Source organism: Micromonospora cynarisoli, assembly GCF_030518815.1.
Taxonomy (GTDB): Bacteria; Actinomycetota; Actinomycetes; order Mycobacteriales; family Micromonosporaceae; genus Micromonospora; species Micromonospora wenchangensis.
In genome coordinates this window covers 167505-193419 of sequence record NZ_CP130426.1, presented here as the reverse complement: position 1 = coordinate 193419, position 25915 = coordinate 167505, and the positions used below count along the sequence as shown (strand labels likewise).

At 73.1% G+C, this 25915-nt stretch carries 4 protein-coding genes; all 4 read right to left on the bottom strand.

Features of this window, described 5'->3' with window-relative positions; translation table 11 throughout:
- Positions 1-16: 16 nt before the first annotated feature.
- Genes Q2K16_RS00590 through Q2K16_RS00575 form a run of 4 tightly spaced genes read right to left on the bottom strand, consistent with a single transcriptional unit; the run spans position 17 to position 25825 of the window.
- On the bottom strand, positions 17-226 hold the full coding sequence (locus Q2K16_RS00590; protein ID WP_302742851.1) for an MbtH family protein: 210 nt from the start codon (positions 224-226) through the stop codon (positions 17-19).
- A complete protein-coding gene (locus tag Q2K16_RS00585) occupies positions 223-10989 on the bottom strand; it encodes a non-ribosomal peptide synthetase (protein WP_302742849.1) in 10767 nt (3588 codons plus the stop codon). The genes Q2K16_RS00590 and Q2K16_RS00585 overlap by 4 nt, the downstream gene beginning before the upstream one ends.
- Positions 10986-21422 carry a non-ribosomal peptide synthetase gene (locus tag Q2K16_RS00580; RefSeq protein WP_302742847.1) on the bottom strand — a complete coding sequence of 3479 codons (10437 nt, stop codon included), beginning with the start codon at positions 21420-21422 and terminating at the stop codon, positions 10986-10988. The genes Q2K16_RS00585 and Q2K16_RS00580 overlap by 4 nt, the downstream gene beginning before the upstream one ends.
- Positions 21419-25825 (bottom strand): amino acid adenylation domain-containing protein, encoded by a 4407-nt coding sequence (locus Q2K16_RS00575; protein ID WP_302742846.1) that lies wholly within the window; start codon positions 25823-25825, stop codon positions 21419-21421. Before Q2K16_RS00575 ends, Q2K16_RS00580 begins: the two co-directional genes overlap by 4 nt.
- Between the last annotated feature and the right edge of the window lie 90 nt (positions 25826-25915).

Below are 25915 nucleotides of genomic sequence, written 5' to 3'. Positions count from 1 at the left end.
TGGTCCGGGCCGCCGCTCAGCGGTCGGCGTCGATCAGGCTCTGCGGACGCATGTCGGTCCAGTTCGCGTTGACGTAGTCGACGCAGTCCTGCCGGTCGGCCGGGCCGTGCACGGTCCGCCAACCCGCCGGCACCTCGGCGAAAACCGGCCAGAGGCTGTGCTGATTCTCGTCGTTGACCAGCACGAGGAACGTGCCGTCGGCGTTGTCGAACGGGTTCGTACTCATCGGATACTCCTCGTGGGGATGTGCGTTACCAGGGCTTGCAGGGCGTCGAACCAGAGTCGCGCGAGATCGTCCACCGACCCCTCGGCGAACACGCCGTCGGGCCAGCTCCAGGTGGCGACCAGCTGCGGGCCGGAGGCGCGGTCCTCGGTCTGGGCGTTCAGCACCAGTGCGTACGTCTCCGGCATGGCGTCGTCGGCACCGTTCTCGGCGGCCTCCGCCTCGGGGGCGAACTCCCAGTCGGCGGCCTCCGGGAAGTCGAACCGCCCCATGTAGTTGAACTGGATCGGCGGATGCGGCAGCGCGGCCAGCACGGGCGCGGTCACCGGGTTGAGGTAGCGCAGCATGCCGTAACCCATGCCGTTGTCAGGCAGTTCGGCCAGGTGTTCGCGGACCCGCACCACCGCCTCGGCCACCGCCGCACCACCGCCCGACACGTCGATCCCGGCGGTGTCCAGGCAGACCGGGAAGATGTTGGTGAACCAGCCGACCGTGCCGGACAGGTCGGCCCCGTCCACCAGGTGCTCCTCCCGCCCGTGGCCCTCCAGCGCGACGAGCACCGCGTCGCCCGCGTCGCCCTGCCCGGACCGCCACCGGGTGACGGCCACCCCCAACGCGCCCAGCAGGACGTCGTTGACCCCGGCGTCGAGCCCGGCCGGAACGCGCGTGAGCAGGGCCTCGGTGACGTCGCTGGGCAACGTCAGGGTGATGTCGCGCAGGGTGCCGGCCACGTCGACCGCCGGGTCGAGCGGGCGGCGGACCGGCAACGGGTCGCCCCGCCCCACGATCTGCTCCCACGTCGGCAGTTCCGCCACCCGCGCCGGGTCCAGCGCCCGCTCGGCGAGACCCGTCGCCCACCGCCGGAACGACGTGCCGGTCGCGGCGGCGAGCGGCGGACGGCCGGCGACCGCGTCCCGCCAGGCGGCCCCGATCTCCGGCAGCAGCACCCTCCAGGAGACGCCGTCCACCACCAGGTGGTGCACCAGCAGCAGCAGTCGACCTGGCCGGTGCGGGCCGGCGTCCAGCCAGACGGCCTGGATCATCACCCCACGATCGGGGTCGAGTCCGGCCTGCGCGCGGTGCGCCTGCGCGACGACCGCGTCCCACAGGCCACGATCGTCGAGGCCGGTCACGTCCACGCGTACGGTCCAGTCGGCGGCCCGTGACGAGCCCGCCGGCGGTACGGTCACCGACCAGTCACCGGTCCGGTCCAGTCGGGCCCGCAGCAGGTCGTGCCGGTCGGCGACGGCCTGCAACGCGGCCAGCAACGGCTCCCACCCGAGACCCGCCGGGACCTGCACGACCGCGGACTGGTTGAACCCGTCGATCGGGCCGTCGACCTCACGCAACCAGCGCATGACCGGAGTCAACGGGAACGAGCCGACCCCGTCGGCGGCCCGCTCACCGGTCCGGTCGAGGGCGGTCGCGGCCAGGGCCAGCCCGGCCACGGTCCGCAGGGCGAAGACCTGTCGTGGGGTGAGCCGCAGGCCGGCTGCGCGGGCTCGGCCGACGAGCTGCATCGCGACGATGCTGTCGCCGCCCAAGGCGAAGAAGTCCGCCTCGACGTCCACCGAGGGCAGACCCAGCACGGCCGCGACCACCTCCCCCAGCACGCGTTCCCGGTCCGAGCGCGGTGCCCGGCCGGCACCCGCCGGGCCGAAGTCGGGCGCGGGCAGCGCGGCCCGGTCCAGTTTGCCGTTGGCCAGGGTGGGCAGCCGGTCGAGGCGGAGCAGGGCGGACGGCACCATGTAGTCGGGCAGCTCGGCGGCGACCGCAGCCCGCAGGGCCGTCAGGTCGAGTCCCTCGGCACCGACGACGTAACCGGCCAGGAGGCGTACACCGGGGCGGTCTTCCCGGGCGATCACCACGGCCTCGCCGACGCCGGGCTGCGCGGCGAGCACCGACTCGATCTCCCCCAGCTCCACCCGGAAGCCGCGGATCTTCACCTGTTCGTCGACCCGGCCGAGATACTCCACCCGGCCGTCCTCGGTCCACCGCACCAGGTCACCGGTGCGGTACATCCGCTCACCAGGCGCGCCGTACGGGTCGGCGAGGAACCGCTCGGCGGTCTGGTCGGGCCGGCCCAGGTAGCCCCGCGCCAGGCCGGCTCCGGCGACGTACAGCTCACCCGCCACCCCGGTCGGGGTGTGCCGCAGGGCACGGTCCAGCACGTACGCGCGGGCACCCGCGACGGCCCGGCCGATCACGGGGGACTCCGTGTCGCCGATCCGGGCGGCCAGCGCGTCCACTGTCGCCTCGGTCGGACCGTACAGGTTGAACGCCTCGGTGCCGGGCAGCGCGCCGAGTCGCTGCCAGAGCGCGGGAGGCACCGCCTCGCCACCGACACCGACCACGGCGAGGGGGCAGCGTCCGTCGCGGATCAGGCCGGCGTCGGCGAGCTGCGCGAAGTGCGACGGGGTCAGCTCGATGAAGTCGATGCCCTCGGCGCGGATCAGCGCGGCGAGCTGCTCCGGGTCGCGTTGCAGCTCCTCGGTGACGAGGTGCAGGGCGTGCCCGTCGAGCAGCCACAGCTGCGGCTGCCAGGAGGCGTCGAACGCGAACGACCAGGCGTGCCCGACCCGCAGGTGACGGCGGCCGGTGGCGGCGCGGGCGGGCAGGTGCAGCTGCGCGCGGTGGCTGTGGAACAGGTTGACCAGGTTGCGGTGGGTCACCACCACACCCTTCGGGCGTCCGGTGGAGCCGGAGGTGTAGATGACGTACGCCGGGTGCTGGGGGCGGGCCGGGCGTACCCGGTCACCGTCGGTCAGGTCGTGCCCGGCGAGCGTGGCCAACGCCGGGTCGTCGACCAGGACGTGGTCGAGCCCGTCCGCGGTGACCCCGACCCCGGCGGCGGTGACCAGCACGGCGGGCCGCGCGTCGGCGAGCATCGCGGCGATCCGGGCCGGCGGGTAGGCCGGGTCCAGCGGCAGGTAGGCGGCGCCACACTTGAGCACCGCGAGGATCGCGGTGATCGCGTCGGCGGTGCGCGGCAGGGCCAGCGCCACCACGTCCTCGGCACCGACACCACGGGTGGCCAGCAGCCGGGCCAGCCGGTTGGCGCGATCGTTGAGTTCGGCGAACGTCCGGCGGACCGTGCCGCAGACGACGGCGGGCGCGTCCGGTGACTCGGCCACCTGCCGTTCGAACAGGGCCGCCACCGTCGGATCGTCGCCGCTGGCCGCCGGCGGCGGGTTCCAGCCGGTGCGGTCCTCGTCCGACATCAGGTCGAGGCGGCCCACCGCGCGGTGCGGATCGGCGGTGAACGCGGTCAGGACGGCGGTGAGCGCGCCGACCAGTCGCCGGGCGACAGGCGGGGCGAAGAGGTCGGGACGGAACTCCAGGCCCACCCGCAGCCGCTCCCCCGGGTCGACGACCCAGGTGAGCGGGTAGTGGGTGGCGTCACGCCCACCCGCGTCGACGGCGGCGAGCAGGCTCTCCGGCCCGTCGTCGGCACGCTCCGGGTAGTTCTCGACGATGAGCAACGTGTCGAACAGCTCCCCGACCCCGGCCAGCCGCTGAATGTCGGCCAGCCCGAGGTACTGGTGGTCGAGCAACGCCGACTGCTCGTCCTGCAACCGGGCCAGCAGCCCCGCCACCGGCTCGGCCGGGTCGATGCGCACCCGCACCGGCACGGTGTTGATGAACAGCCCGATCATCGACTCCACCCCGGGCACCTGCGCCGGCCGGCCCGAGACGGTGGCACCGAAGACCACGTCGTCCCGGCCGGTGAGCCGGCCCAGCACGATGCTCCAGGCGGCCTGGATCATCGTGTTCAGCGTCAGCCCCCGGGCGCGGGCCAGGCTGGTCAGGCGCGCGGTCACGGCCTCCGTCAGCTCCTGCTCGACCAGCTCGGGGACCACCGGTTCCCGGTGTGGGTCGGCCGGGGCGAGCCGGGTGGCGTCACCGACCCCGGCCAGCGCCGCACGCCACGCCTGCTCGGCGGCGGACCGGTCCTGCCCGGCCAGCCAGGCGAGGAAGTCGCGGTACGGCGTCGGGGCGGTGCCGCCGTCGGTCGCCCCGTACAGCGCGGAGAGCTGGTCCATCAGCGGCCCACGGGACCAGCCGTCGAGCAGCATGTGCTGGTGGGTGAGGACCAGCCGGTAGGCGTCACCGGTGCGCACCAACATCATCCGCAGCAGCGGGGCGACCGCCGGATCGAACCGTCGTCCCTCCTCGGCGAGGCAGCGCTGCCACGCCTCCTCACGCCGATCGTCATCCAGGTCGGACAGGTCCGCCTCGGCCCAGGGCAGGGTGACACCACGGTTCACCACCGCCACCGGTCGGCCGGAGTCGAGCTGGTGGAACGACGTCCGCAGGTTGGCGTGCCGATGCAGCAGCGCCTGCCCTGCGGCGCGCAGCCGGGCCGGATCGACGCCACCGGGCAGGTCGAAGACGATCTGCACGGTGTACAGGTCGACGCCGTCGGCGTCGAATGCGGCGTGGAAGAGCAGCCCGGTCTGCAGCGGTGCGAGGGGCAGCACCTCGGCCACGTCCAGGCCCAGCCCGGCGACCTCTGCGGTTTCCTCGTCGGTGAGCGTGATCAGCGTGCCGCTGCCGGTGGTGGTGGCGAACGCCGACTCGGCGGCGGCGGCCAGCGCGGCCGGCGTCCGCAGGTGGAACACCTGCCGCAGGGACAGCGACAGACCGGCGGCACGGGCCCGACCGACCAACTGGATCGAGACGATGCTGTCGCCGCCGAGGCGGAAGAAGTCGTCCTCGACACCGACCGTGGGCACGGCCAGCACCTGCGCGAACAGGTCGACGAGCAGCTGTTCGCGCGGCGTGCGGGCGGCCGTGCCGGTGGCTGCGCCGGCGAAGTCGGGCGCGGGCAGCGCGGCCCGGTCCAGTTTGCCGTTGACCGACACGGGCAGCGCGTCGAGGACCACGAAGGCGGACGGCACCATGTGGTCGGGCAGCAGCGCCGCGAGCCGGACGCGCAGCACGGCGGTGTCCAACGCGCCGGTCACGGTGAGGTAGGCGACCAGGTGCGCCACCCCCGGCCGGTCCTCGCGCAGCAGCACCACGGCCGTACCCACGTCGGGCTGGCCGGCCAACGCGGCCTCGATCTCGCCCAGCTCGACGCGCAGCCCGCGGATCTTCACCTGGCCGTCGCCCCGCCCGAGGAACTCGACCACCCCGGGCGCGGTCCACCGCACCTGGTCGCCGGTGCGGTACATGCGCGTACCGGCGGGGCCGTACGGGTCGGCGACGAACCGGCCCGCGGTCAGGTCGGGCCGGCCCCGGTAACCCCGGGCCAGCTGCACACCGGAGAGGTACAGCTCACCCGGCACGCCCACCGGCACCGGACGCAGCGCGGCGTCGAGCACGGACACCCGGGTGTTCCACACCGGCCCACCGATCGGCACGGTGCCGGTGCCGGTGCCCCGCCCGGCCGGCCACGCCGTCACGTCCACCGATGCCTCGGTCGGGCCGTACAGGTTGTGCAGGGCGGCACCCGGCAGCAGTTCCCGGCACCGGTCGGCGAGGCTGCTGGGCAGCGCCTCGCCGCTGCACAGAACGCGGCGCAGCGTGGTGCACCCGGCCGCGCCCGGCGTGGCCAGGAACGCCGCGAGCATCGAGGGGACGAAGTGCACGGTACCGACCCGTTCCCGCTGGATCAGCTCGGCGAGGTAGACCGGGTCGCGGTGGCCGTCGGGCCGGGCGACGACGAGGGTGGCCCCGGTGATCAGCGGCCAGAAGAACTCCCAGACCGACACGTCGAACCCGGCCGGGGTCTTCTGCAGCACCCGGTCGCCCGCCGTCAGGCCGTACTCGTGCTGCATCCAGCGCAGCCGGTTGACGATACCGGCGTGCGTGACCTCGACGCCCTTGGGCGTGCCGGTGGAGCCGGAGGTGTAGATGACGTACGCCGGATGGTGGGGACCGGGCGGGGTGAGCCGCACGTCCGGGTCGTCAAGTGGTCCGTCGAGCACGATGGGTGCGTCCCCGTGGGGCAGCCCGACCATGCGCGGGGCGGTGTCGCCGACGGCGAGCACCGCGACGGGCCGCGCGTCGGCCAGCATCGTCGCCAGCCGGGCGTCCGGGTGGTCGAGGTCGAGCGGCAGGTAGGCGGCCCCGGCCCGGCCGGTCGCGAGGATCGCCACCACCAGCTCGACCGAGCGCGGCAGGGCCAGCGCCACCACGGTCTCCGGTCCGACGCCGGCGGCGGCCAACACCCGCGCCAGCCGCTCGCTGCGCGCGTCCAGTTCACGGTACGTCACGCCGAGGCCGTCCGGGCGGACCAGCGCGACCGCGTCGGGGGTCGCCGCGACCTGCGCGGCGACCAGATGCGGCAGGGTCTCCTCGGGCAGCACCCGGGTCTCGCCGGTCCCGGCGGCCAGGATCGCCGCGCGTGCGGCCCGGTCGAGCAGGCCGACCCGTCCGACCGGACCGTCGAGCCCATCGACGAGTTCGTCCACGACGGTGGCCAGCGCCTCGGCGAGCCGCGTGGCGTACGCGGAGTCGAACAGGTCGGGCCGGTACTCGACGGCGAGGTGCAGGCGCGGGCCGGGCTCGGCGATCAGGGTCAGCGGATAGTGGGTGGCGTCGTGCCCGTCGGTGCCGGTGACCGGCAGTCCACCGTCGTCGGTGTCGCCGTCCGGGTAGTTCTCGAAGACCAACAGCGTGTCGAACAACTCGCCGTGCCCGGCGATGCGCTGGATGTCGCTGAGGCTGAGGTACTGGTGTTCGATCAGTGCGGCCTGCTCGTCCTGCAGCCGGTCGAGCAACGCGTGGACGGGCTCGGCCGGGTCGATGCGGACCCGTACCGGCACGGTGTTGATGAACAGCCCGATCATCGACTCGACACCCGGCACCTGTGGTGGCCGCCCGGAGACGGTGGCACCGAAGACCACGTCGTCACGGCCGGTGAGCCGGCCCAGCAGCAGACCCCAGGCGGCCTGCACGATGGTGTTGACGGTGAGACCACGGGCGCGGGCGCTCGCGGTCAACGCGGCGGTCCGGTCCTCGGGCAGCTCCACCTCGGTCACTGCGGGAGCCAGCGCGGCGCGGTGACCGTCGACGGGCGCGACGCGGGTGGGTTCGGCGAGGCCGTCGAGCGCGGCAGCCCAGGCCTGCTCGGCGGCCCGCCGGTCCTGCCCGGCCAGCCAGGCGAGGTAGTCCCGGAACGGCCGGCCGGCCGGCGGTGCGGTGTCGCCGTCGCGGTACAGGGCGGACAACTCGGCCAGCAGCGGTCCCCGGGACCACCCGTCGAGCAGCAGGTGGTGGTGGGTGAGCACGAGCCGGTGGGAGTTCGCGCCGGTACGCACCAGGGCAAGGCGCAGCAACGGCGCCGTGGTCGGGTCGAAGCGGCGGCCCTGCTCGGCGAGGAGCCGCTGCCAGGCGTCCCGGCTCGCGTCGTCGTCCAGCCCGGACAGGTCGACCTCGGTCCACGGCACGGTGACGCTGGCCGGGACGACGCTGACCGCCGTGCCGGACGCGAGGTGGTGGAAGGAGGCGCGCAGGCTGGCCTGCCGGTCGAGCAGCGCCTGGCCGGCGGCGCGCAGGCGGGCGGCATCGATCGGCCCGGTCAGGTCGACCACCATGCGGACGGTGTAGACGTCCGGGCCGGCGTCGTCGAGCAGGCTGTGGAACAGCAGGCCGGTCTGCAACGGCGAGAGCGGCAGCACCTCGCGTATGTCGACGCCGAGGCCGGCCAGTTCGCGCCGGTCGGCCTCGGTGAGGCCGACCAGGGACAGGCTCGACGGGACCACGTCGACGCCGGTCACGGTGCCGGCGACGGCCACCAGCCGGGCCGGGGTGCGCTGGTGGAACACCTGGCGCGGGGAGAGCACCAGACCGGCGACCCGGGCCCGTCCGGCCAACTGCATCGACATGATGCTGTCCCCGCCGAGGGCGAAGAAGTCGTCGTCGATGCCGACGGTGGGCACGCCCAGTACCTCGGCGAAGACGTCGCAGAGCAGCTTCTCGCGGGGAGTCCGGGGTGCCCGGCCGCCGTCCGGGGTGAACTCGGGGGCGGGCAGAGCGGCCCGGTCCAGCTTGCCGTTGACCGACACCGGCAGCGCGTCCAGGGCGACGAACGCGCCGGGGACCATGTAGTCGGGCAGCGTGGCGACGACGCCCGCCCGCAGGCGGCCGAGATCGGTGCCGCCGACGACGTACGCGACGATCCGCTTGACGCCACCGTCGGTACGCAGCACCACGGCGGCCTGCCGGACGCCCTCCTGGCGGGCGACGACGGCCTCGATCTCGCCGAGTTCCACCCGGAACCCACGGATCTTGACCTGGTGGTCGACGCGACCGACGAACTCCAACGCCCCGTCCAGGGTCCAGCGCACCAGGTCGCCGGTGCGGTACATCCGGCTGCCTGGCGCGGCGAACGGGTCGGGCAGGAAACGTTCGGCGGTCAGGCCGGGCCGCTGGAGATAGCCACGGGCCAGGCCGAGGCCGCCCAGGTACAGCTCTCCGACGACCCCCGGCGGAACCGGGTTCATACCGCCGTCCAACACGTACGCCAACTGCCCGGGGTCCGGGTAGCCGATCGGCACGGTGCCGGTGGCGACCGGAGCGCACTCCCACAGGGTCGCGTTGACGCTGGTCTCGGTGGGCCCGTACGCGTTGAACATGCGTCGGCCGGCGGCGAACCGCTCGGCCAGCCGGGCCGGCACCTCCTCGGTGCCGACCAGCATGGACACCCCGACCGGCAACCGGCAGTCGGCGGGCAGCGCGCTGAGCACCGACGGCGGCAGCGCCAGCTGGGTGACCTCGTGTTTGGTGAGGTAGTCGACCAGCGGCGCGCCGGGAACGCGCAGTTCGGTGGGGACCACGACCAGCGCACCGCCGGACAGCAGCGCCTGGCACAGCTCCCAGTAGGCGAGGTCGAAGCTGGGTGATGCGAAGAACAGCACCCGGCTGGTGTGCGTGACACCGAGGCGTCGCTGCTGGGTGGCGAGCAACTTGCCGACCCCCTCGTGGGTGACGACGACACCCTTGGGCTGGCCGGTCGAGCCGGACGTGTAGATGACGTACGCGGCGTCCGAGACCTCCGGCTCGACCGGCGTCACGTCCGGCCCGGACGCGGCCACGTCGACCACCGGTCCGCCGCCGGGCAGCGCGTCGGCCAGCCGAGCCCGGCTGACCACGCAGGCCGGCGCGGCATCCGCCAGCATGTAGCGCAACCGGTCGACCGGATAGTCCAGGTCGAGCGCGAGGTAGGCGGCACCGGAGCGCAGCACACCGACCAGCGCGGTGATCAGGTCGACGGAGCGCGGCAGCGCCACCGCGACGACCTGACCGGGGCCGACACCACGGGCGGTCAGCGCCCGGGCCAACCGGTCCGCACGCGCGGCCAACTCGGCGTAGCTCACCTGCTCGTCCTCGCAGATCACGGCGATGTTGTCCGGGAACGCCGCGACCATCTCGGCGAACCGCCGGGGGAAGGTGGTGGCGACGATCCCGTCCGTGCTGCCGTTCCACTCGGTGAGGACGATGTCCCGCTCGGCCGGGACGAGGATGTCTATCCGGCCGACCGGGGCGGCAGGGTCGGCGGCCAGCGCGGTGACGACGCGGATCAGTCGGTCGAGGATGGTACGGGCGGCGGGGGCGTCGAACACGTCGGCGCGGTGCCGGATCTCCAGGTTGATCCGGGGGCCCGGCGTGGCGACCAGTACCAGCGGATAGTGGGTGGCGTCCTCGTCCTGTGCCTCGGTGACCCGCAGACCGGGCACCGGACCGGCGGCGTCCGGGTCGTCCGGGTAACTCTCGAAGACGGTGAGCGTGTCGAACAGTTCGCCGTGCCCGGCCAGCCGTTGGATGTCGGCCAGCCCCAGGTACTGGTGCTCCATCAGTGCGGCCTGCTCGTCCTGGAGGCGCACGAGCAGGTCGCCGGCCGGCTCGGCCGGGTCGAGGCGGACCCGTACCGGCACGGTGTTGATGAACAGCCCGATCATCGACTCGACACCCGGCAACTGCGGCGGCCGTCCGGAGACGATGGTGCCGAAGACCACGTCGTCACGGCCGGTGAGCCGGGCCAGCAGCAGGCCCCAGGCCGTCTGCACCACCGTGTTGAGAGTGACGCCGAGGGTACGCGCGAGGTCGGTGAGCCGGCCGCTCAGCTCGACCGGCAGGGTGGTTTCCACCGAACCGGGGACGACCGGCTCGGGTCTGGTGCCGGCAGGTGCCATCCGGGTCGGTTCGTCGAGCCCGGAGAGCGCCTCCCGCCAGGCGTTCGTGGCCGCGTCCCGGTCCCAGCGGGCCAGCCACGCCAGGTAGGCCTTGTACGGGGTGACCGGCGGCAGTGAGCCGGGCTTGGCGTACAGGGCGAGCAGTTCCCGCACCAGCAACGGCGTGGACCAGCCGTCGAGCAGGATGTGGTGGTGGGTGATGGTGAGCCGGTGGACGTCGGTCCCGAGCCGGGTCAGTGTCATCCGCAGCAGCGGCGGCCGGGTCATGTCGAAGCGTCGTTGCTGGTCGGCGGCGGCGAGCCGGTCGAGTTCCGCGAGCCGCTCGGTTGTGGGCAGGCCGCTCAGGTCGTGCTCGGCCCAGGGCAGCCGCGCCCGGGTGGGGATCGCCGCGACAGTGGTGCCCCTGGCCGTACGCCGGAACCCGGCCCGCAGGTTGGCGTGCCGGTCGAGCAGCGCCTGTCCGGCGTCGCGGAGTCGGCCGGCGTCCAGCGGTCCGGTCAGCTCCAACGCGGTCGACACGGTGTAGACGTCGGGGGCGTCGGTGTCGTAGAGCGCGTGGAAGAGCAGCCCTTCCTGCAACGGCGACAGTGGCAGGACGTCCTCAAGCCCGGTCTTCTTGGTCACTGCGTCTCCCACTCGGCCTCAAGATCGGCGAAATCGGCCTCAAGGCCGTCGATGTCGGCCTGGCTCAGCTCGACCAGGCTCAGGTCGGACGGGGTGTAACCCCCGGATCCCGCATCGGCGGCCAGCGCGCGGAGCGCCGCCTGCCAGCGGCCGGCCAGGTCGCGGACCTGTTCCCCGGTGAGCAGGTCCCGTGGCCACGTGAGGGTGGCGGCGAGCCGAGGCCCGTCGGCGTGGTCCTCGGCGGTCGCGTTGATCTCCAGCGGGTAGTCGGCGGGCATGCCGTCGTCGGCGCCGCCGCCCCAGCCCTCGCCGGCCGGTTCCCACGGTCCCTCCTCGGCGTTCCCGGCGGCGAACCGGCCGAGGTAGTTGAAGCCGATCAGTGGCTGGTCGTATCCGGCGAGCACGGTGGCCGTCGCCGGGTTGAGGTGGCGCAGCAGACCGTAGCCGACGCCGTTGTCCGGCACCGCCCGCAGCCGCTCCTTGATGGTCTTCAGTGCGTCACCGGGGTGCTCCGTGCCGAGGTCCAGCCGTACCGGGTACTCGCTGGTGAACCAGCCGACCGTGCGGGACAGGTCGGCCCCGGTCACCAGGTGCTCCTCGCGGCCGTGCCCCTCCAGCATGACCAGCCAGCCGGTGCCGCCGGCCCAGCCGTGCAGCGCCAACGCGAGACCGGTCAACAGCACGTCGCCGACGCTGGCGTGGAAGCCGGCGGGCACCGTGGTGAGCAGCGGCCGGGTCTCCTCCGGCGGCAGTTCGATGGCGATCTCGTCGCAGGTGCCGGTGCGGTCGCGGGCCGGGTCGAGGGGGCGGCTGCCCAGCGCGGCGCGCGGCCCGGCCAGCACCCCGGTCCAGTACGACAGCTGCGCCGTGGTCCTCGCGTCGCGGGCGAGTCCGTCCAGTTCCCGGGCCCACCGGCGGAACGAGGTGCCGGTGGGTGGGAGGGTGACCGGGTCGCCCGCCCGCACGGCCGCCCAGGCGGCGCGGAGGTCGGGCAGCAGGATCCGCCACGACACCCCGTCCACGGCGTAGTGGTGCACGACCAGCAGCACGTGCCCGGGTTCGAGCAGCACCGCCTGGAGCATCACGCCATGGGCGGGGTCGAGCCGGTCCCGGGCAGCGGCGGCGATCGCGGGCAGGTCCTCCTCGTCGTACGGGACGACCCGCACGACGTCGACCGGCGTACCGGGCTCGGGGATCTGCACACCGTCGGCGGTCACCCGGGCGCGCAGCAGGTCGTGCCGGTCGACCAGCGCCTGGAGTACCTCGGCCAGGCCGGCTGCGGTGAGACCGGCCGGGGCGTGCAGCAGCATCGACTGGCTGTATCCGGTGGTCGGGCCGTCGACCTGGGCGAGCCAGCGCATCACCGGGGTGAGCGGCGCGCTCCCGTACGCCTCGCCGGGGTCCTCGGTGACCGTGGCGTCGACGGTGGCGGCCTGGGCGAGCCCGGCCGGGGTCTTGTGCCGGAACACGTCGCGTGGGCTGATGCCGAGGCCGGCCGCACGGGCCCGGCTGACCAGTTGGATCGAGACGATGCTGTCGCCGCCGAGGACGAAGAAGTCGTCGTCGACACCCACCGACGGCAGCCCCAGCACCTCGGCGAACAGGTCACACAGAGCCTGCTCCCGGCTGTTGCGGGCGGGCGTGCCGCCGACCAGCTCGGAGAAGTCCGGAGCAGGCAACGCCGCCACGTCGAGTTTGCCCGCGACGGTGCGGGGCAACGCGTCCACCTGGACGAACGCCGACGGAATCATGTAGTCCGGCAGTCGTGTCCGTAGCCGGTCGGTGTCGACCGGACCGCCGACCACGTAGGCGACCAGTCGGCGGTCGGTCACCACCACCGCGGCCTGAGCCACGCCGGTCTGGCCGAGGGCGGCCTCGATCTCGCCCAGCTCGATTCGGAAGCCGCGGATCTTCACCTGCCTGTCGGCGCGGCCGGCGAACTCCAGCACCCCGTCCCGGTTCCACCGAGCCAGATCCCCGGTGCGGTACATGCGTGCGCCCGCCGGGCCGAACGGGTCGGCCACGAACCGCTCGGCGGTCAACCCCGCCCGGTGCAGGTACCCGTGCGCCAACCCGGCCCCGGCCACGTACAACTCACCGAGCACCCCCGGCGGCACCGGCCGCAACCCACCATCGAGCAGATAGGTACGCACGTTCGCCAGCCGGTACGCCGACCGGTCCGGCCCGTCCCACCCGTACGCATCCACCGACGCCTCCGTCGGCCCGTACAGGTCATGACAGACCAGCCCCGGTGTGGCGCACACCCGCTGCCACAGCTGTCCGTCGATCGCCTCACCACCGACGAACAACACCCGCAGACCCGCGTCCAACACACCAGCCGCGACCAACTCCCGCAGATACGTCGGTGTCACATCCAACACGTCGAGGTGGTGGCGGCGGACGTAGCCGACCAGGGCGGCGGCGTCGCGGTACTCGTCGTCGTCGAGGACGTGCAGGGTGTGTCCGTCGAGCAGCCAGAGCAGCGGCTCCCACGACCCGTCGAAGGTGAACGACGCCACATGCGCCACCCGACGCCTCGGACCGGCCATGAACCGCTCCCGATGCGACCCGAACAGATTCACGACCCCCCGATGCGGCACCACCACACCCTTCGGCCGACCCGTCGACCCCGACGTGAAGATCACGTACGCGGGATCGTCGGCCCGGGGGCGGGCGGGGCTGCCGATCGGGCCCTCGAGGAGGGTGGGCTCGTCGAGCAGCAGGTGGGCGGGGTCGGGCGGCAGGGGTGTGTCGCCGGTGGTGAGCACCAGCGTCGGTGCGGCGTCGGCGAGCATCGCGGCGATCCGGTCGGTCGGCTGGTACGCGTCGAGCGGCAGGTACGCCGCACCCGCCCTGAGCACGCCCAGGATCGCCGGAACGGTGAGCGGACGGGACACCGCGAGCGCGACCAGGTCCCCCGGGGCCACGCCGCGTCCGGCCAGCACCCCGGCCAGTCGGGACGACCACCTGTCCAGCTCGGCGAACGTCCACGACCGGCCGCCGGCGACCAGCGCCACGGCCGTCGGTGTGGTCGACGCCTGTGCCTCGAACAGATCCACGATGGACCCGGGTGGGACGGTCCCGCTGGCGTCGACGCCGAGCAGCCGACCCCGTTCATCCTGGCTCAGCACGTCGATCCGGCTGACCACCGCCGCTGGGTCGGCGGCGACCGTGGCGAGGACCCGCTGCAACCGCTCGACCAGGGTGTGTGCCGTGCTGCGGTCGTACCGGTCGGTGGCGAATTCGAGGCTTCCCCCGACGCCGCCGTCCGGGGCGTCGGCGAAGTCGAAGGACAGGTCGAACATCGCCGTACGGTGTCCGACGGGTTCGGGCCGTCCGGTCAGCTCGGCGAGCGTCCAGGTGTCGCCCCCGGCGGGCAGGTAGGAGACCATCGTCTGGAACAGCGGGTGCCGGCCCAGCGACCGGACCGGGTTCAACGCCTCCACCAGGTGCTCGAACGGCACGTCCTGCCGGTCGAACGCGGCGAGGTCCGTCTCCCGTACCCGTGCCAGCAGCTCCCGGAACGACGGGTCACCCGAGGTGTCCGTCCGCAGCACCAGCGTGTTCACGAAGAAGCCGACCAGATCATCCAACACGGCGTCGGGTCGACCCGCCACCGGCGCGCCCAGCGGCACGTCCGTGCCCGCGCCCAGGCGGGACAGCAGCACCGCCACCGCCGCCTGCACCACCATGAACATGGAGGTCCCGGTCGACCGGGCCAGGTGACGGAGATCGCGGGCCACCGTATCGGGCAGGACGAAGTCGACGACGTCACCCCGGTGACTGGCCTCCGCCGGACGGGGCCGATCGGCCGGCAGGTCCACCTCCTCCGGCAACCCGGCCAGGGCCTCCCGCCATCCGTCGACCTGCGCGGTGAGCGTGTTCGACTCGCCGCGCTGCCACAGCGCGAAGTCGGCGTACTGCACGGAGAGCGGTCGGAACGCCGGGGCGTGTCCGGCCCGGCGCGCCTCGTACGCCGTGGTGAGATCGGCGCGCAACGGTTCGTCGGACCATTCGTCGCCGGCGATGTGGTGCAGCAGCAGGAGCAACACGTGCTCGTCCGGTGCCACCCGGAACACGTCGACCCGCAGCGGCGGCTCCCGATCGAGTGCGAACGCGTGCGCGGCGGCGGCGTCGACGTCGCCGCCCTCGTGGAACGCGACCGGGACGGCGTCCGGCGGGAGGATGTGCTGGTAGGGGGTCCCGTCGACGTCCGGGAAAATGGTGCGGAGGGTTTCGTGTCGGGCGACCACGTCACCGACGGCAGCGACCAACGCGTCGGCGTCGAGACGACCACGCAGCCGCCAGGCGATCGGGATGTTGTAGGTCGGGTTCGGCCCTTCCAGGCGGTACAGGAACCACAGCCGTTGTTGGGCGAACGACAACGGCACCCGATCCGGGCGTGCTCGCGCCACCAACGGCGTCCGATCGGATCCCACCAGCCTCGGCAGCAGGCCCGCCACCGTCGGCGCATCGAACACGGCCCGCACCGGCAACTCCACACCCAGCACCGCCCGAACCCGACCAGCGAGGCGCATCACCAGCAACGAATGGCCACCCAACGCGAAGAAGTCGTCGTCGACACCCACCGACGGCAGCCCCAGCACCTCGGCGAACAGGTCACACAGCCGTTGTTCCCGGCTGTTGCGGGCGGGGGTGCCGCCGGCCAGTGTGGAGAAGTCCGGGGTGGGCAGTGCGGCCACGTCGAGTTTGCCGGCGATGGTGCGGGGTAGCGCGTCGACCTCGACGAACGCCGACGGGATCATGTAGTCGGGCAGAGTGGCCCGTAGCCGATCGACGTCGACCGGTCCACCCACCACGTACGCGACGAGCCGGCCGTCACGGACGACGACGGCGGCCTGGCCGAGGGCGGCCTCGATCTCGCCGACCTCGATCCGGTAGCCGCGAATCTTGACCTGTCCATCGGCGCGGCCGGCGAACTCCAGCACTCCGTCCCGGTTGGACCGGGCCAGGTCCCCGGTGCGGTACATGCGCGCACCCGAGGGACCGAACGGGTCGGCCACGAACCGCTCTGCGGTGAGCCCCGCCCGGTTCAGGTAGCCGTGTGCCAACCCGGCCCCGGCGACGTACACCTCACCGAGGACCCCCGCCGGTACCGGCTGCAGTGCGGCGTCGAGCAGATAGGTCCGCACGTTGCGCAACCGGTACGCCGACCGGTCCGGTCCCTCCCATCCGTAGGCGTCCACGGACGCCTCGGTAGGTCCGTACAGGTCGTGGCAGGCCAGTCCCGGTGTGGCGCACACCCGCTGCCACAGCTGCCCGTCGATCGCCTCACCACCGACCAGCAGCACGCGCAGACCCGCGTCCAACAGCCCGGCCGCAAGCAACTCCCGCAGGAAGGTGGGCGTCACGTCCAGCACATCGATGTGCTGTTCACGCAACCGCGACACGAGGACACCCGCATCGCGGTACTCGTCGTCGTCGAGGACGTGCAGGGTGTGTCCGTCGAGCAGCCAGAGCAGCGGCTCCCACGACCCGTCGAAGGTGAACGACGCCACATGCGCCACCCGACGCCTCGGACCGGCCATGAACCGCTCCCGATGCGACCCGAACAGATTCACGATCCCCCGATGCGGCACCACCACACCCTTCGGCCGACCCGTCGACCCCGACGTGAAAATCACATACGCCGCATCCTCCGACGACGGCGAACCCACGAACGGCACCCCCTCCGGCACCGCCACACCCACCACCAACCGAGGACCCGACCACGGCACACCCACGCCCTCAGTCGTGACCAAAACCGCCGGCCGGGCATCCTCCAACATCGCCACAACCCGGTCGGCCGGCTGGAACGCGTCCAGCGGCAGGTAGGCTGCGCCCGCCTTGAGCACGCCGAGGATCGCCGGGACGGTGAGCGGGCGGGAGGTGGCCAGCGCGACGAGGCCGCCGGCGTACGGGGCCAGCGCACCGGCGAGCCGCGACGACCAGTCGTCCAGGTCGGCGAACGTCCAGGTCCGTCCGCCGGAGACCAGGGCCACCGCGTCGGGGCTGGCTGCTGCCTGCGCGACGAACAGGTCCACGATGGAGCCCGTCGGGGCCGGTGCGGTGGACTCCACGGCCAACAGCCGGGCACGCTCGGCCGGGGCGAGCACGTCGATCCTGCTCACCACCGCCGACGGGTCGGCGGCGACCGTGGCAAGGACCCGCTGCAACCGCTCGACGAGGGTCTGGGCGGAGGAGCGGTCGTACCGGTCGGTGGCGTACTCCAGTTCGCCGCGGACGCCGCCACGGGTCTCGAAGAAGTCGAAGGACAGGTCGAACATCGCGACGTGCTGGCGCACCCGCTCGGCCTCCACCCGCAGCGACCCGAGGTGCCAGGTGCGGTCGGCCTCGCCGAGGTAGGAGACCATCGTCTGGAACAGCGGGTGCCGGCCCAGCGACCGGACCGGGTTCAACGCCTCCACCAGGTGCTCGAACGGCACGTCCTGCCGGTCGAACGCGGCGAGGTCCGTCTCCCGTACCCGTGCCAACAACTCCCGGAACGACGGGTCACCCGAGGTGTCCGTCCGCAGCACCAGCGTGTTCACGAAGAAGCCGACCAGATCATCCAACACGGCGTCGGGTCGACCCGCCACCGGCGCGCCCAGCGGCACGTCCGTACCCGCGCCCAGGCGGGACAGCAGCACCGCCACCGCCGCCTGCACCACCATGAACATGGAGGTCCCGGTCGACCGGGCCAGCACCCGCAGCTGCTCGGTCACGTCGGCGGGCAGCGTGAAGTCGACCACGTCGCCCCGGTGACTGGCCTGCGCGGGGCGGGGCCGGTCGGCCGGCAGATCCAGTTCCTCGGGCAGCCCGGCCAGGGCGTCCCGCCAGCCGTCGACCTGCGTGGAGAGCGTGCCCGACTCTGCGCGCTGCCACAGCGCGAAGTCGGCGTACTGCACGGGCAGGGGCGGGAACGCCGGCGCGAGTCCGGCGCAGCGGGCGGTGTAGGCGGCCACGAGGTCCCGGCGCAGCGGCACATCCGACCATTCGTCGCCGGCGATGTGGTGCAGCAGCAGGAGCAACACGTGCTCGTCCGGTGCGATCCGGAAGAGCCTGACGCGCAGCGGCGGCTCGTGGTCGAGGCGGAATCCGTACGCCCCGATCTCCGCGAGCCGTGCGGGGAGATCCGCCTCGGCGATGTCCGCCACCGGCACCGCGACCTTCTCGGCGGGCAGGACCCGCTGGTACGGCTCGTCGCCGTCCTGGTCGCTGAAGATGGTGCGGAGGGTTTCGTGTCGGGCGACCACGTCACCGACGGCAGCGACCAACGCGTCGGCGTCGAGACGCCCACGCAGCCGCCAGGCGATCGGGATGTTGTAGGTCGGGTTCGGCCCTTCCAGGCGGTACAGGAACCACAGCCGTTGTTGGGCGAACGACAACGGCACCCGATCCGGGCGTGCTCGCGCCACCAACGGCGTCCGATCGGATCCCACCAGCCTCGGCAGCAGGCCCGCCACCGTCGGCGCATCGAACACGGCCCGCACCGGCAACTCCACACCCAGCACCGCCCGAACCCGACCAGCGAGGCGCATCACCAGCAACGAATGGCCACCCAACGCGAAGAAGTCGTCGTCGACACCCACCGACGGCAGCCCCAGCACCTCGGCGAACAGGTCACACAGCCGTTGTTCCCGGCTGTTGCGGGCGGTCCGACCCACCCCCGATCCGGCGAAGTCCGGAGCCGGCAACGCCGCCACGTCGAGTTTGCCCGCCACCGTCCGGGGCAGTGCGTCCAACTCGACGAACGCCGAGGGGATCATGTAGTCCGGCACCGTCGCCCGCAACCGGTCGAGGTCGACCGGCCCACCCACCACGTACGCCACCAGTCGGCCGTCGCGGACCACCACCGCTGCCTGACCCACGCCGGCCTGGCCGAGGGCAGCCTCGATCTCGCCCAACTCGATCCGGTAGCCACGGATCTTCACCTGCTCGTCGGCGCGGCCGGCGAACTCCAGCACCCCGTCACGGTTCCACCGAGCCAGGTCCCCGGTGCGGTACATGCGTGCGCCCGCCGGGCCGAACGGATCGGCCACGAACCGCTCCGCAGTCAACCCCGCCCGGTTCAGGTAGCCGTGCGCCAACCCGGCCCCGGCCACGTACAACTCGCCGAGCACGCCGGGCGGCACCGGCCGCAGTGCGGTGTCGAGGACGTAGGTGCGGACGTTCGCCAGGCGGTACGCCGACCGGTCCGGTCCCTCCCATCCGTAGGCGTCCACGGACGCCTCGGTAGGTCCGTACAGGTCGTGGCAGGCCAGTCCCGGTGTGGCGCACACCCGCTGCCACAACTGCCCGTCGATCGCCTCACCACCGACAAACAGCACGCGCAGACCCGCGTCCAGCACGCCCGCCGCGACCAACTCCCGCAGATACGTCGGCGTCACGTCCAACACGTCGATCCGCTGCTCCCGCAGATGCCTGACCAGCGCGGCGGCGTCGTGGTAGATGTCGGAACCGACGACGTGCAGGGTGTGTCCGTCGAGCAGCCAGAGCAGCGGCTCCCACGACCCGTCGAAGGTGAACGACGCCACATGCGCCACCCGACGCCTCGGACCGGCCATGAACCGCTCCCGATGCGACCCGAACAGATTCACGACCCCCCGATGCGGCACCACCACACCCTTCGGCCGACCCGTCGACCCCGACGTGAAAATCACATACGCCGCATCCTCCGACGACGGCGAACCCACGAACGGCACCCCCTCCGGCACCGCCACACCCACCACCAACCGAGGACCCGACCACGGCACACCCACGCCCTCAGTCGTGACCAAAACCGCCGGCCGGGCATCCTCCAACATCGCCACAACCCGGTCGGCCGGCTGGAACGCGTCCAGCGGCAGGTAGGCCGCGCCGCTGTCGAGCACGCCGAACACCGCCGGCACGGTGAGCGCTCGGGGCAGCGCGAGCGCGACCCGATCGCCGGGCGTGACACCGCGCTCGCGCAACGCCCCGGCCAGCCCGGCGGCCCAGCGTTCCACCTCGGCGAACGTCCACTCGCGTCCGTCCGCGACGAGAGCGACAGCGGTGGGCGTCCGGGCCGCCTGCTCGTGGAACAGCGCGCTGATGGTGCTGGCGGGCACCGGCCTGGCGGTGTCGTTCGCCCCGTGCAGGACGCGGTCCCGCTCCGCCGGGGTCAGCACGTCGATGGTGGCGAGGGGAGCGTCCGGGGCGTCGCAGATCCGGGTCAGCACCAGGGCCAGCCGGTCCAGCAGCGTGCCGGCGTCGTCCCGGTCGATCAGGTCGGCGCGGTACTCCAGATCGAGGTGCATCAGGTGGCCGGGACGTGCGGTCAGGGTCAGGGGATAGTGCGCACAGTCCCGGACGGCGGCACCCGTGACGCGTACTCCGTCGGCCGGTTCCGGCAGCGACTCGCCCAGCGGGTAGTTCTCGAAGACCGTCAGGGTGTCGAACAGCTCGCCGTGTCCGGCCAGCCGCTGGATCTCCGCCAATCCGAGATGCTGATGCTCCATCAGCCGCACCTGCCCGGCTTGCAGACGACGCAGCACGGTCGCCACCGGTGCGGCCGGGTCCAGGGTGACGCGTACCGGGATCGTGTTGATGAACAGGCCGATCATGGTGTCGGCGCCGGGGAGGTCCGGCGGTCGACCGGCGACGGTCGCCCCGACCACCACGTCGTCGCGTCCGGTCAGCGCCCCGACCACGATCCCCCAGGCACCCTGGACCACCGTGTTCAGGGTGAGGCCACGGGCCCGGCCGAGCGCGGTGAGCCGAGCGGTCAGTTCGACCGGGAGGTCACGCACCAGGCGCTCCGGGACGACCGCCTGGGCCGGCGGACGGCCGGCCAGCAGGGTCGGCCCGTCCAGCCCGGCCAGTGCCTCGCGCCACGCGGCCTCGGCCGCCGGCCGGTCCTGCGCGGCGGTCCAGGCGAGGTAGTCGCGGAAGTCGGTGGGCTCCGGCAGCCGGCCGCCCCGGTAGAGGGCGATCAGCTCGTCCAGCAGCAGCGGCACCGACCAACCGTCGAGCAGCAGGTGGTGATGGGTCATCACGAGCCGGTGCCGGTGTGGACCGAGACGGATCAGGGTCATCCGCAGCAGCGGCGCGACCGCCGGGTCGAGCCGGGTCGCGAGGTCCGTGTCGAGGAACCCGGGGAGATCGTCCTCGGTCAGGGTCAGGGTGGCCCAGGGCAGCGGCACGTGTCGCGGCACCACGGCCACGGACTGCCCGTTCTTGCGGCGGCGGAAGGCCACCCGCAGGTTGGGCCGACGGTCGAGCAGGGCCTGCCCGGCGGCCCGCAGCCGCTCGGCGTCCAGTGGCCCGTCCAGGGCGACGGTCAACTGCCCGGTGTAGACGTCCGGGCCGTCCGCGGCGAGCTGGGCGTGGAACAGCAGCCCTTCCTGCAGCGGGGTGAGCGACAGGATGTCGGCGATCCCGGAGGCCTGCCCGGGGGCGGCGGTCGCGGTCACGAAAGCTCCCATTCGGCCTCGAACTCGTCGATCTCGTCCTGGCTGAGGGTCAGCGTCAGGTCGGACGGGGTGAGCCCGCCGGCGGCCGGCCCACGGGCGTGCACGACGAGCGCCTCCAGGGCGGCGAACCAGGTCGCGGCCAGGTCGGCGACCGCCGCGTCGTCCAGCAGGTCACGCGGGTACGCCCAGGTCACACCCAACTCCGGGCCGGCCGTGCTGTCCTGCACGTACGCGTTGATCTCCAACGTGTACGGGGCGACCGGCATGCCGAGGTCGAATCCGCCGGCCAGGATGCCGTGCCCCGCCACCGGCGTCCAGTTCCCGCCGTCGCCGGACGAGGCGGCGAACCGGCCGAGGTAGTTGAAGCTGACCTGCGGAGCGGGGCGGCCGGCCAGTTCGGGCTCGGTGTCCGGGTTGAGGTAGCGCAGCATCCCGTACCCGATGCCGTGGTCCGGGATGGCCCGCAGCTGCTCCTTGAGCCGCTTCAGCGCGGTGCCGGCGCTCGGCCCACCGGCCAGCGCGTCGGCGACGTCGACGTCACCGGGGTCGAGGCGGACGGGAAAGACGGTGGTGAACCAACCGAGCGCCGCGGTGAGGTCGGCGTTCGCGACGACCTGCTCCTCCCGGCCGTGCCCCTCCAACGCGATCAGCACCGAACGCTCGGTGCCCTTCCCGTGCCGGGTCCGCCAGTCGATCATCGCCAGGGCGAGCGCGGTGAGCAGCACGTCGTTGATGCCGGCGTGGAAGGCGGCGGCGACCACGGTGATCACCGGCTCGGTGGTCGCGGCGGGCAGCCGCACGGTGTGCCGGGCGACCGTGGCGAGGTCGTCCACCGGCCGCAGCGGGCGCGGCGTCAACGCCGGGTCCGGGCCGGTCAGGATGCCCTGCCACAGCGCGAGTTCCGCAGTGCGTTCCGGTCGCCGGGCCGCCTCGGTGAGGTCGGTGGCCCACCGCCGGAAGGACGTGCCGCTGCGTTCCAGCACCGGGGTACGCCCCGCCGTCCGCTGTTCCCAGGCGGTGGCGAGGTCGGCCGGCAGGATCCGCCACGAGACGCCGTCCACGACGCTGTGGTGGATGACCAGCAACAACCGGCCCGGCGTGGAAGGCCCGTGGTCGAACCAGACGGCCTGGGCCATGACACCCCGCTCGGGGTCGAGCCGGCCGGCGGCGGCCTGCTCCTCGGCCTCGATCACCGCGCCGGGTTCGGCCCGCCGCAGCCACGGGCGGCCGGTGCCGGGCGGCGCGACGTGCAGCCGGCCCGGCGTCGCGGAGGTGGCGCGGACGAGCCGCGCGCGCAGCAGGTCGTGTCGGTCGGTGAGCGCGGTCAGCACGGCGGCCAGGTCGGCTTCGGTGGCTCCGGCCGGAGTGGTGAGCACGATCGACTGGCTGAACGCGTCGATCGGGCCGCCGGTCTCGTCGAGCCAGCGCAGGATCGGCGTGAACGGAACGTCGCCGACACCGTCGTCGGGCCGGTCCCGGATGCCGGTGTCGAGGTCGGTGACGACCTCGGCCAGCGCGGCCACCGTCCGAAGCTCGAACACCTGGCGCGAGGTGCACACCAGTCCCGCCGCGCGGGCGCGCAGCACGAACTGGATGGAGACGATGCTGTCCCCGCCGAGGCTGAAGAAGTCGTCCTCGATGCCCACCCCGGGGACGCCCAGGACGTCCGCGTACAGCTCACAGAGCACCTCCTCCCGGGGCGTGCGGGGCGCGGTGCCGGTGGCCTGGGCGGCGTAGTCAGGTGCCGGCAGCGCGGCCCGGTCGAGCTTGCCGCTGGTCAGCACCGGTAGCCGGTCGAGCAGCACGAAGCCGGTCGGCACCATGTAGCTGGGCAGCCAGGACTCGGCGTGCAGGCGCAGCGCCTTCACCACCGCCGCCGGGTCGGCGACCGCGGCCGGGGTGTTGGCGTGCGCGACCGCCGCGCCGGGACGGTAGGCGTTGCGGGGTTCCGCGCCGCGTTCAAAGACGACGTCCAGGTCCCCGACGGTCGAGGAGCCGTCCCAGGTCACCGCGGCCCGGTAGCCGGACGCATCGGCCAGCGCGTGGAGGTCCTCGACGGACGGGGCGGGTCCTCTACCCAGGCGTGCGTTCGGCACCCCGGTGACCCGCAGCCGCCGCGGGCCGAGGGCCAGCTGGTCGCGTACGCCGTCCAGGTGTCCCGTCCAGACGCACGTCGTCTCGGGTGAGGGCGCGGGCCCGGACGCGGTGGTCAGCACCACGTCGTAGCGGTAGCGGCTCAGCTCGTTGTCGTAGTCGCCCCGCTTGACCCACACCTCGACGCCCCGGATCGCCGAGGTCGGCGGCGCGGCGAAGTAGTCCGGGTCGAGCAGCAGTTCGCGTTCGGTGCGGACCGCCGTCTCGACGGCAGTATCCAGTTCCGTGGCGGCCACGCCCCGGCTGGTCTGGATCGCCTCGTGCAGCATCCGGTGCAGGCGCAGGTTGCGGACGTCACCGACGAAGATCACACCACCGGGGGCGAGCCGCTCGGCTGCCGCGCGCAGCACACCGGTCAGGTAGTCGGCGCTCGGGAAGTACTGCACCACCGAGTTGATGACGACCGTGTCGAACCAGCCGGCCGGCACCCCCGTGAGGTCGTGGGCCGGCTGGGCGCGAAGCGTGACCCGTTCGTCGAGCCCTGGGATCGTCGCCACCGCGGCCCGCAACGTGTCGATGGCCTGCTCGGAGAGGTCCAGCCCCCAGTAACTCTCGCACTGCGGGGCGAGTCGCGACAGCAGCAGCCCGCTACCCACGCCGATCTCCAGGACCCGTCGGGGCCGCAGCGACCGGATCCGGTCCACGGTGGCGTCCCGCCACTGGCGCATCTGCGCCAACGGGATGGGTGAGCCGTCGAAGCTGCTGTTCCAGCCGGTGAAGTTCTCGTCGAAGCGCTCGACCCGGCCGGCCTGGTAGAGCAGTTCGTGCAGCTCCTTCCACTCGGCGACCTGACTGTCGGCCCGTACCTGCGGTGCGTCGTCCGCGCTCGGGACGACGTAGGCCGCCAGCCGCACGTCACCCGGACGGTCCTCGCGGGCCAGCACGGTGACCTGGCCGACGCTCGGGTGACGGGCCAGCACCGACTCGATCTCACCCAACTCGATGCGGTAACCACGGACCTTCACCTGGTCGTCGACCCGCCCGAGGAAGTCGAGCCGTCCGTCGGCCCGCCAGCTCGCCACGTCACCGGTGCGGTACATCCGCTGCCCGGGCGGGCCGAACGGGTCGGCGACGAATCGCTCGGCGGTCAGGTCGGGGCGGTTGACGTAGCAGCGGGCCAGGCCAGGGCCGGCGAGGTAGAGCTCGCCTGGCACACCGGGCCCGACCGGCCGCAACGCGTCGTCGAGCAGGTAGGCGTCGGTGCCCGGGTCGGGGCGTCCGATCGGGACCGAGGAGCTGTCGACCCGCTCCGGGTCGCACTCGCCCAGCGTGGAGTTGACGGTGGCCTCCGTCGGGCCGTACGCGTTGAACATGCGGCGGCCCCGCGCCCAGCGGGCGACCAGTTCCGGCGACACCCGTTCGGTGCCGGCCAACAGGATGCCCGGCGGCAGGTCACACTCCGGGGGCAGCGCGGCCAGCAGCGCCGGCGGCAGGATCATGAAGTTGACCTGGTGCCGGATCGCGTACTCGGTGAGTGCCGGCCCGGCGACGCGGCGGTCGGCGGGGACGATGACGAGCCGCCCACCGGAGAGCAGGGCCAGGCAGAGGTCCCAGAACGCCACGTCGAAGCTCGGCGAGGCGAAGTGCAGGACCCGGACGTCGGGGGTGAGCCCGAACCGCTCGAACTGGGTGGAGAGCAGCTTGGCCACGCCGGTGTGGGTGAGCAGCACGCCCTTGGGTCGGCCGGTCGAGCCCGAGGTGTAGATGACGTAGGCGGCGTGCTCGACCCGCAGGCCGGGCCGTTCGGGATCGTCGGTCGGCGCGGCCGACAGCTCGGCCACCATCTCAGGGGCGTCGAGCAGCAGCCGGGGCACACCGTCGGCCCGGGGCAGTCGGTCCACCAGCTCGGAGGTGGTGACCAGGCAGACCGGTCGCGCGTCGCCGATCAGGTAGGCGAGCCGCTCGGCCGGATCGGCCGGGTCCAGCGGAAGGTAGGCGCCGCCGGCCTTCAGCACGGCCAGCTCCGCCACGATCATGTCGACCGAGCGTGGCACGGCGAGCCCGGCCACCCGGTCGGGGCCCAGCCCGCGGGCGGCGAGGACGTGCGCCAGCCGGTTGGCCCTGGCGTCCAGCTCGGCGTAGCTGACCTCGATGTCCTCGAAGACCACCGCCACCGCGTCGGGGTCACGTCGCGCCATCTCGGCGAAGGCGTCCGGGAGTGTGGTCGGGGCGATGGTCAGCGGGCCGCCACCGGAGTACGCCTCCCGGTCCGCCACGGTGCCGCCGGTGCTGCCACCGATGATCTGCATACAGTCGCTCCTGAGGGCCGGGGCGGTCGAAGTCAGTAAGGCAAGGCTTTCCTAAGGGAGTGGATTCGAGGCGCGGCGGAGCCGGGGCCC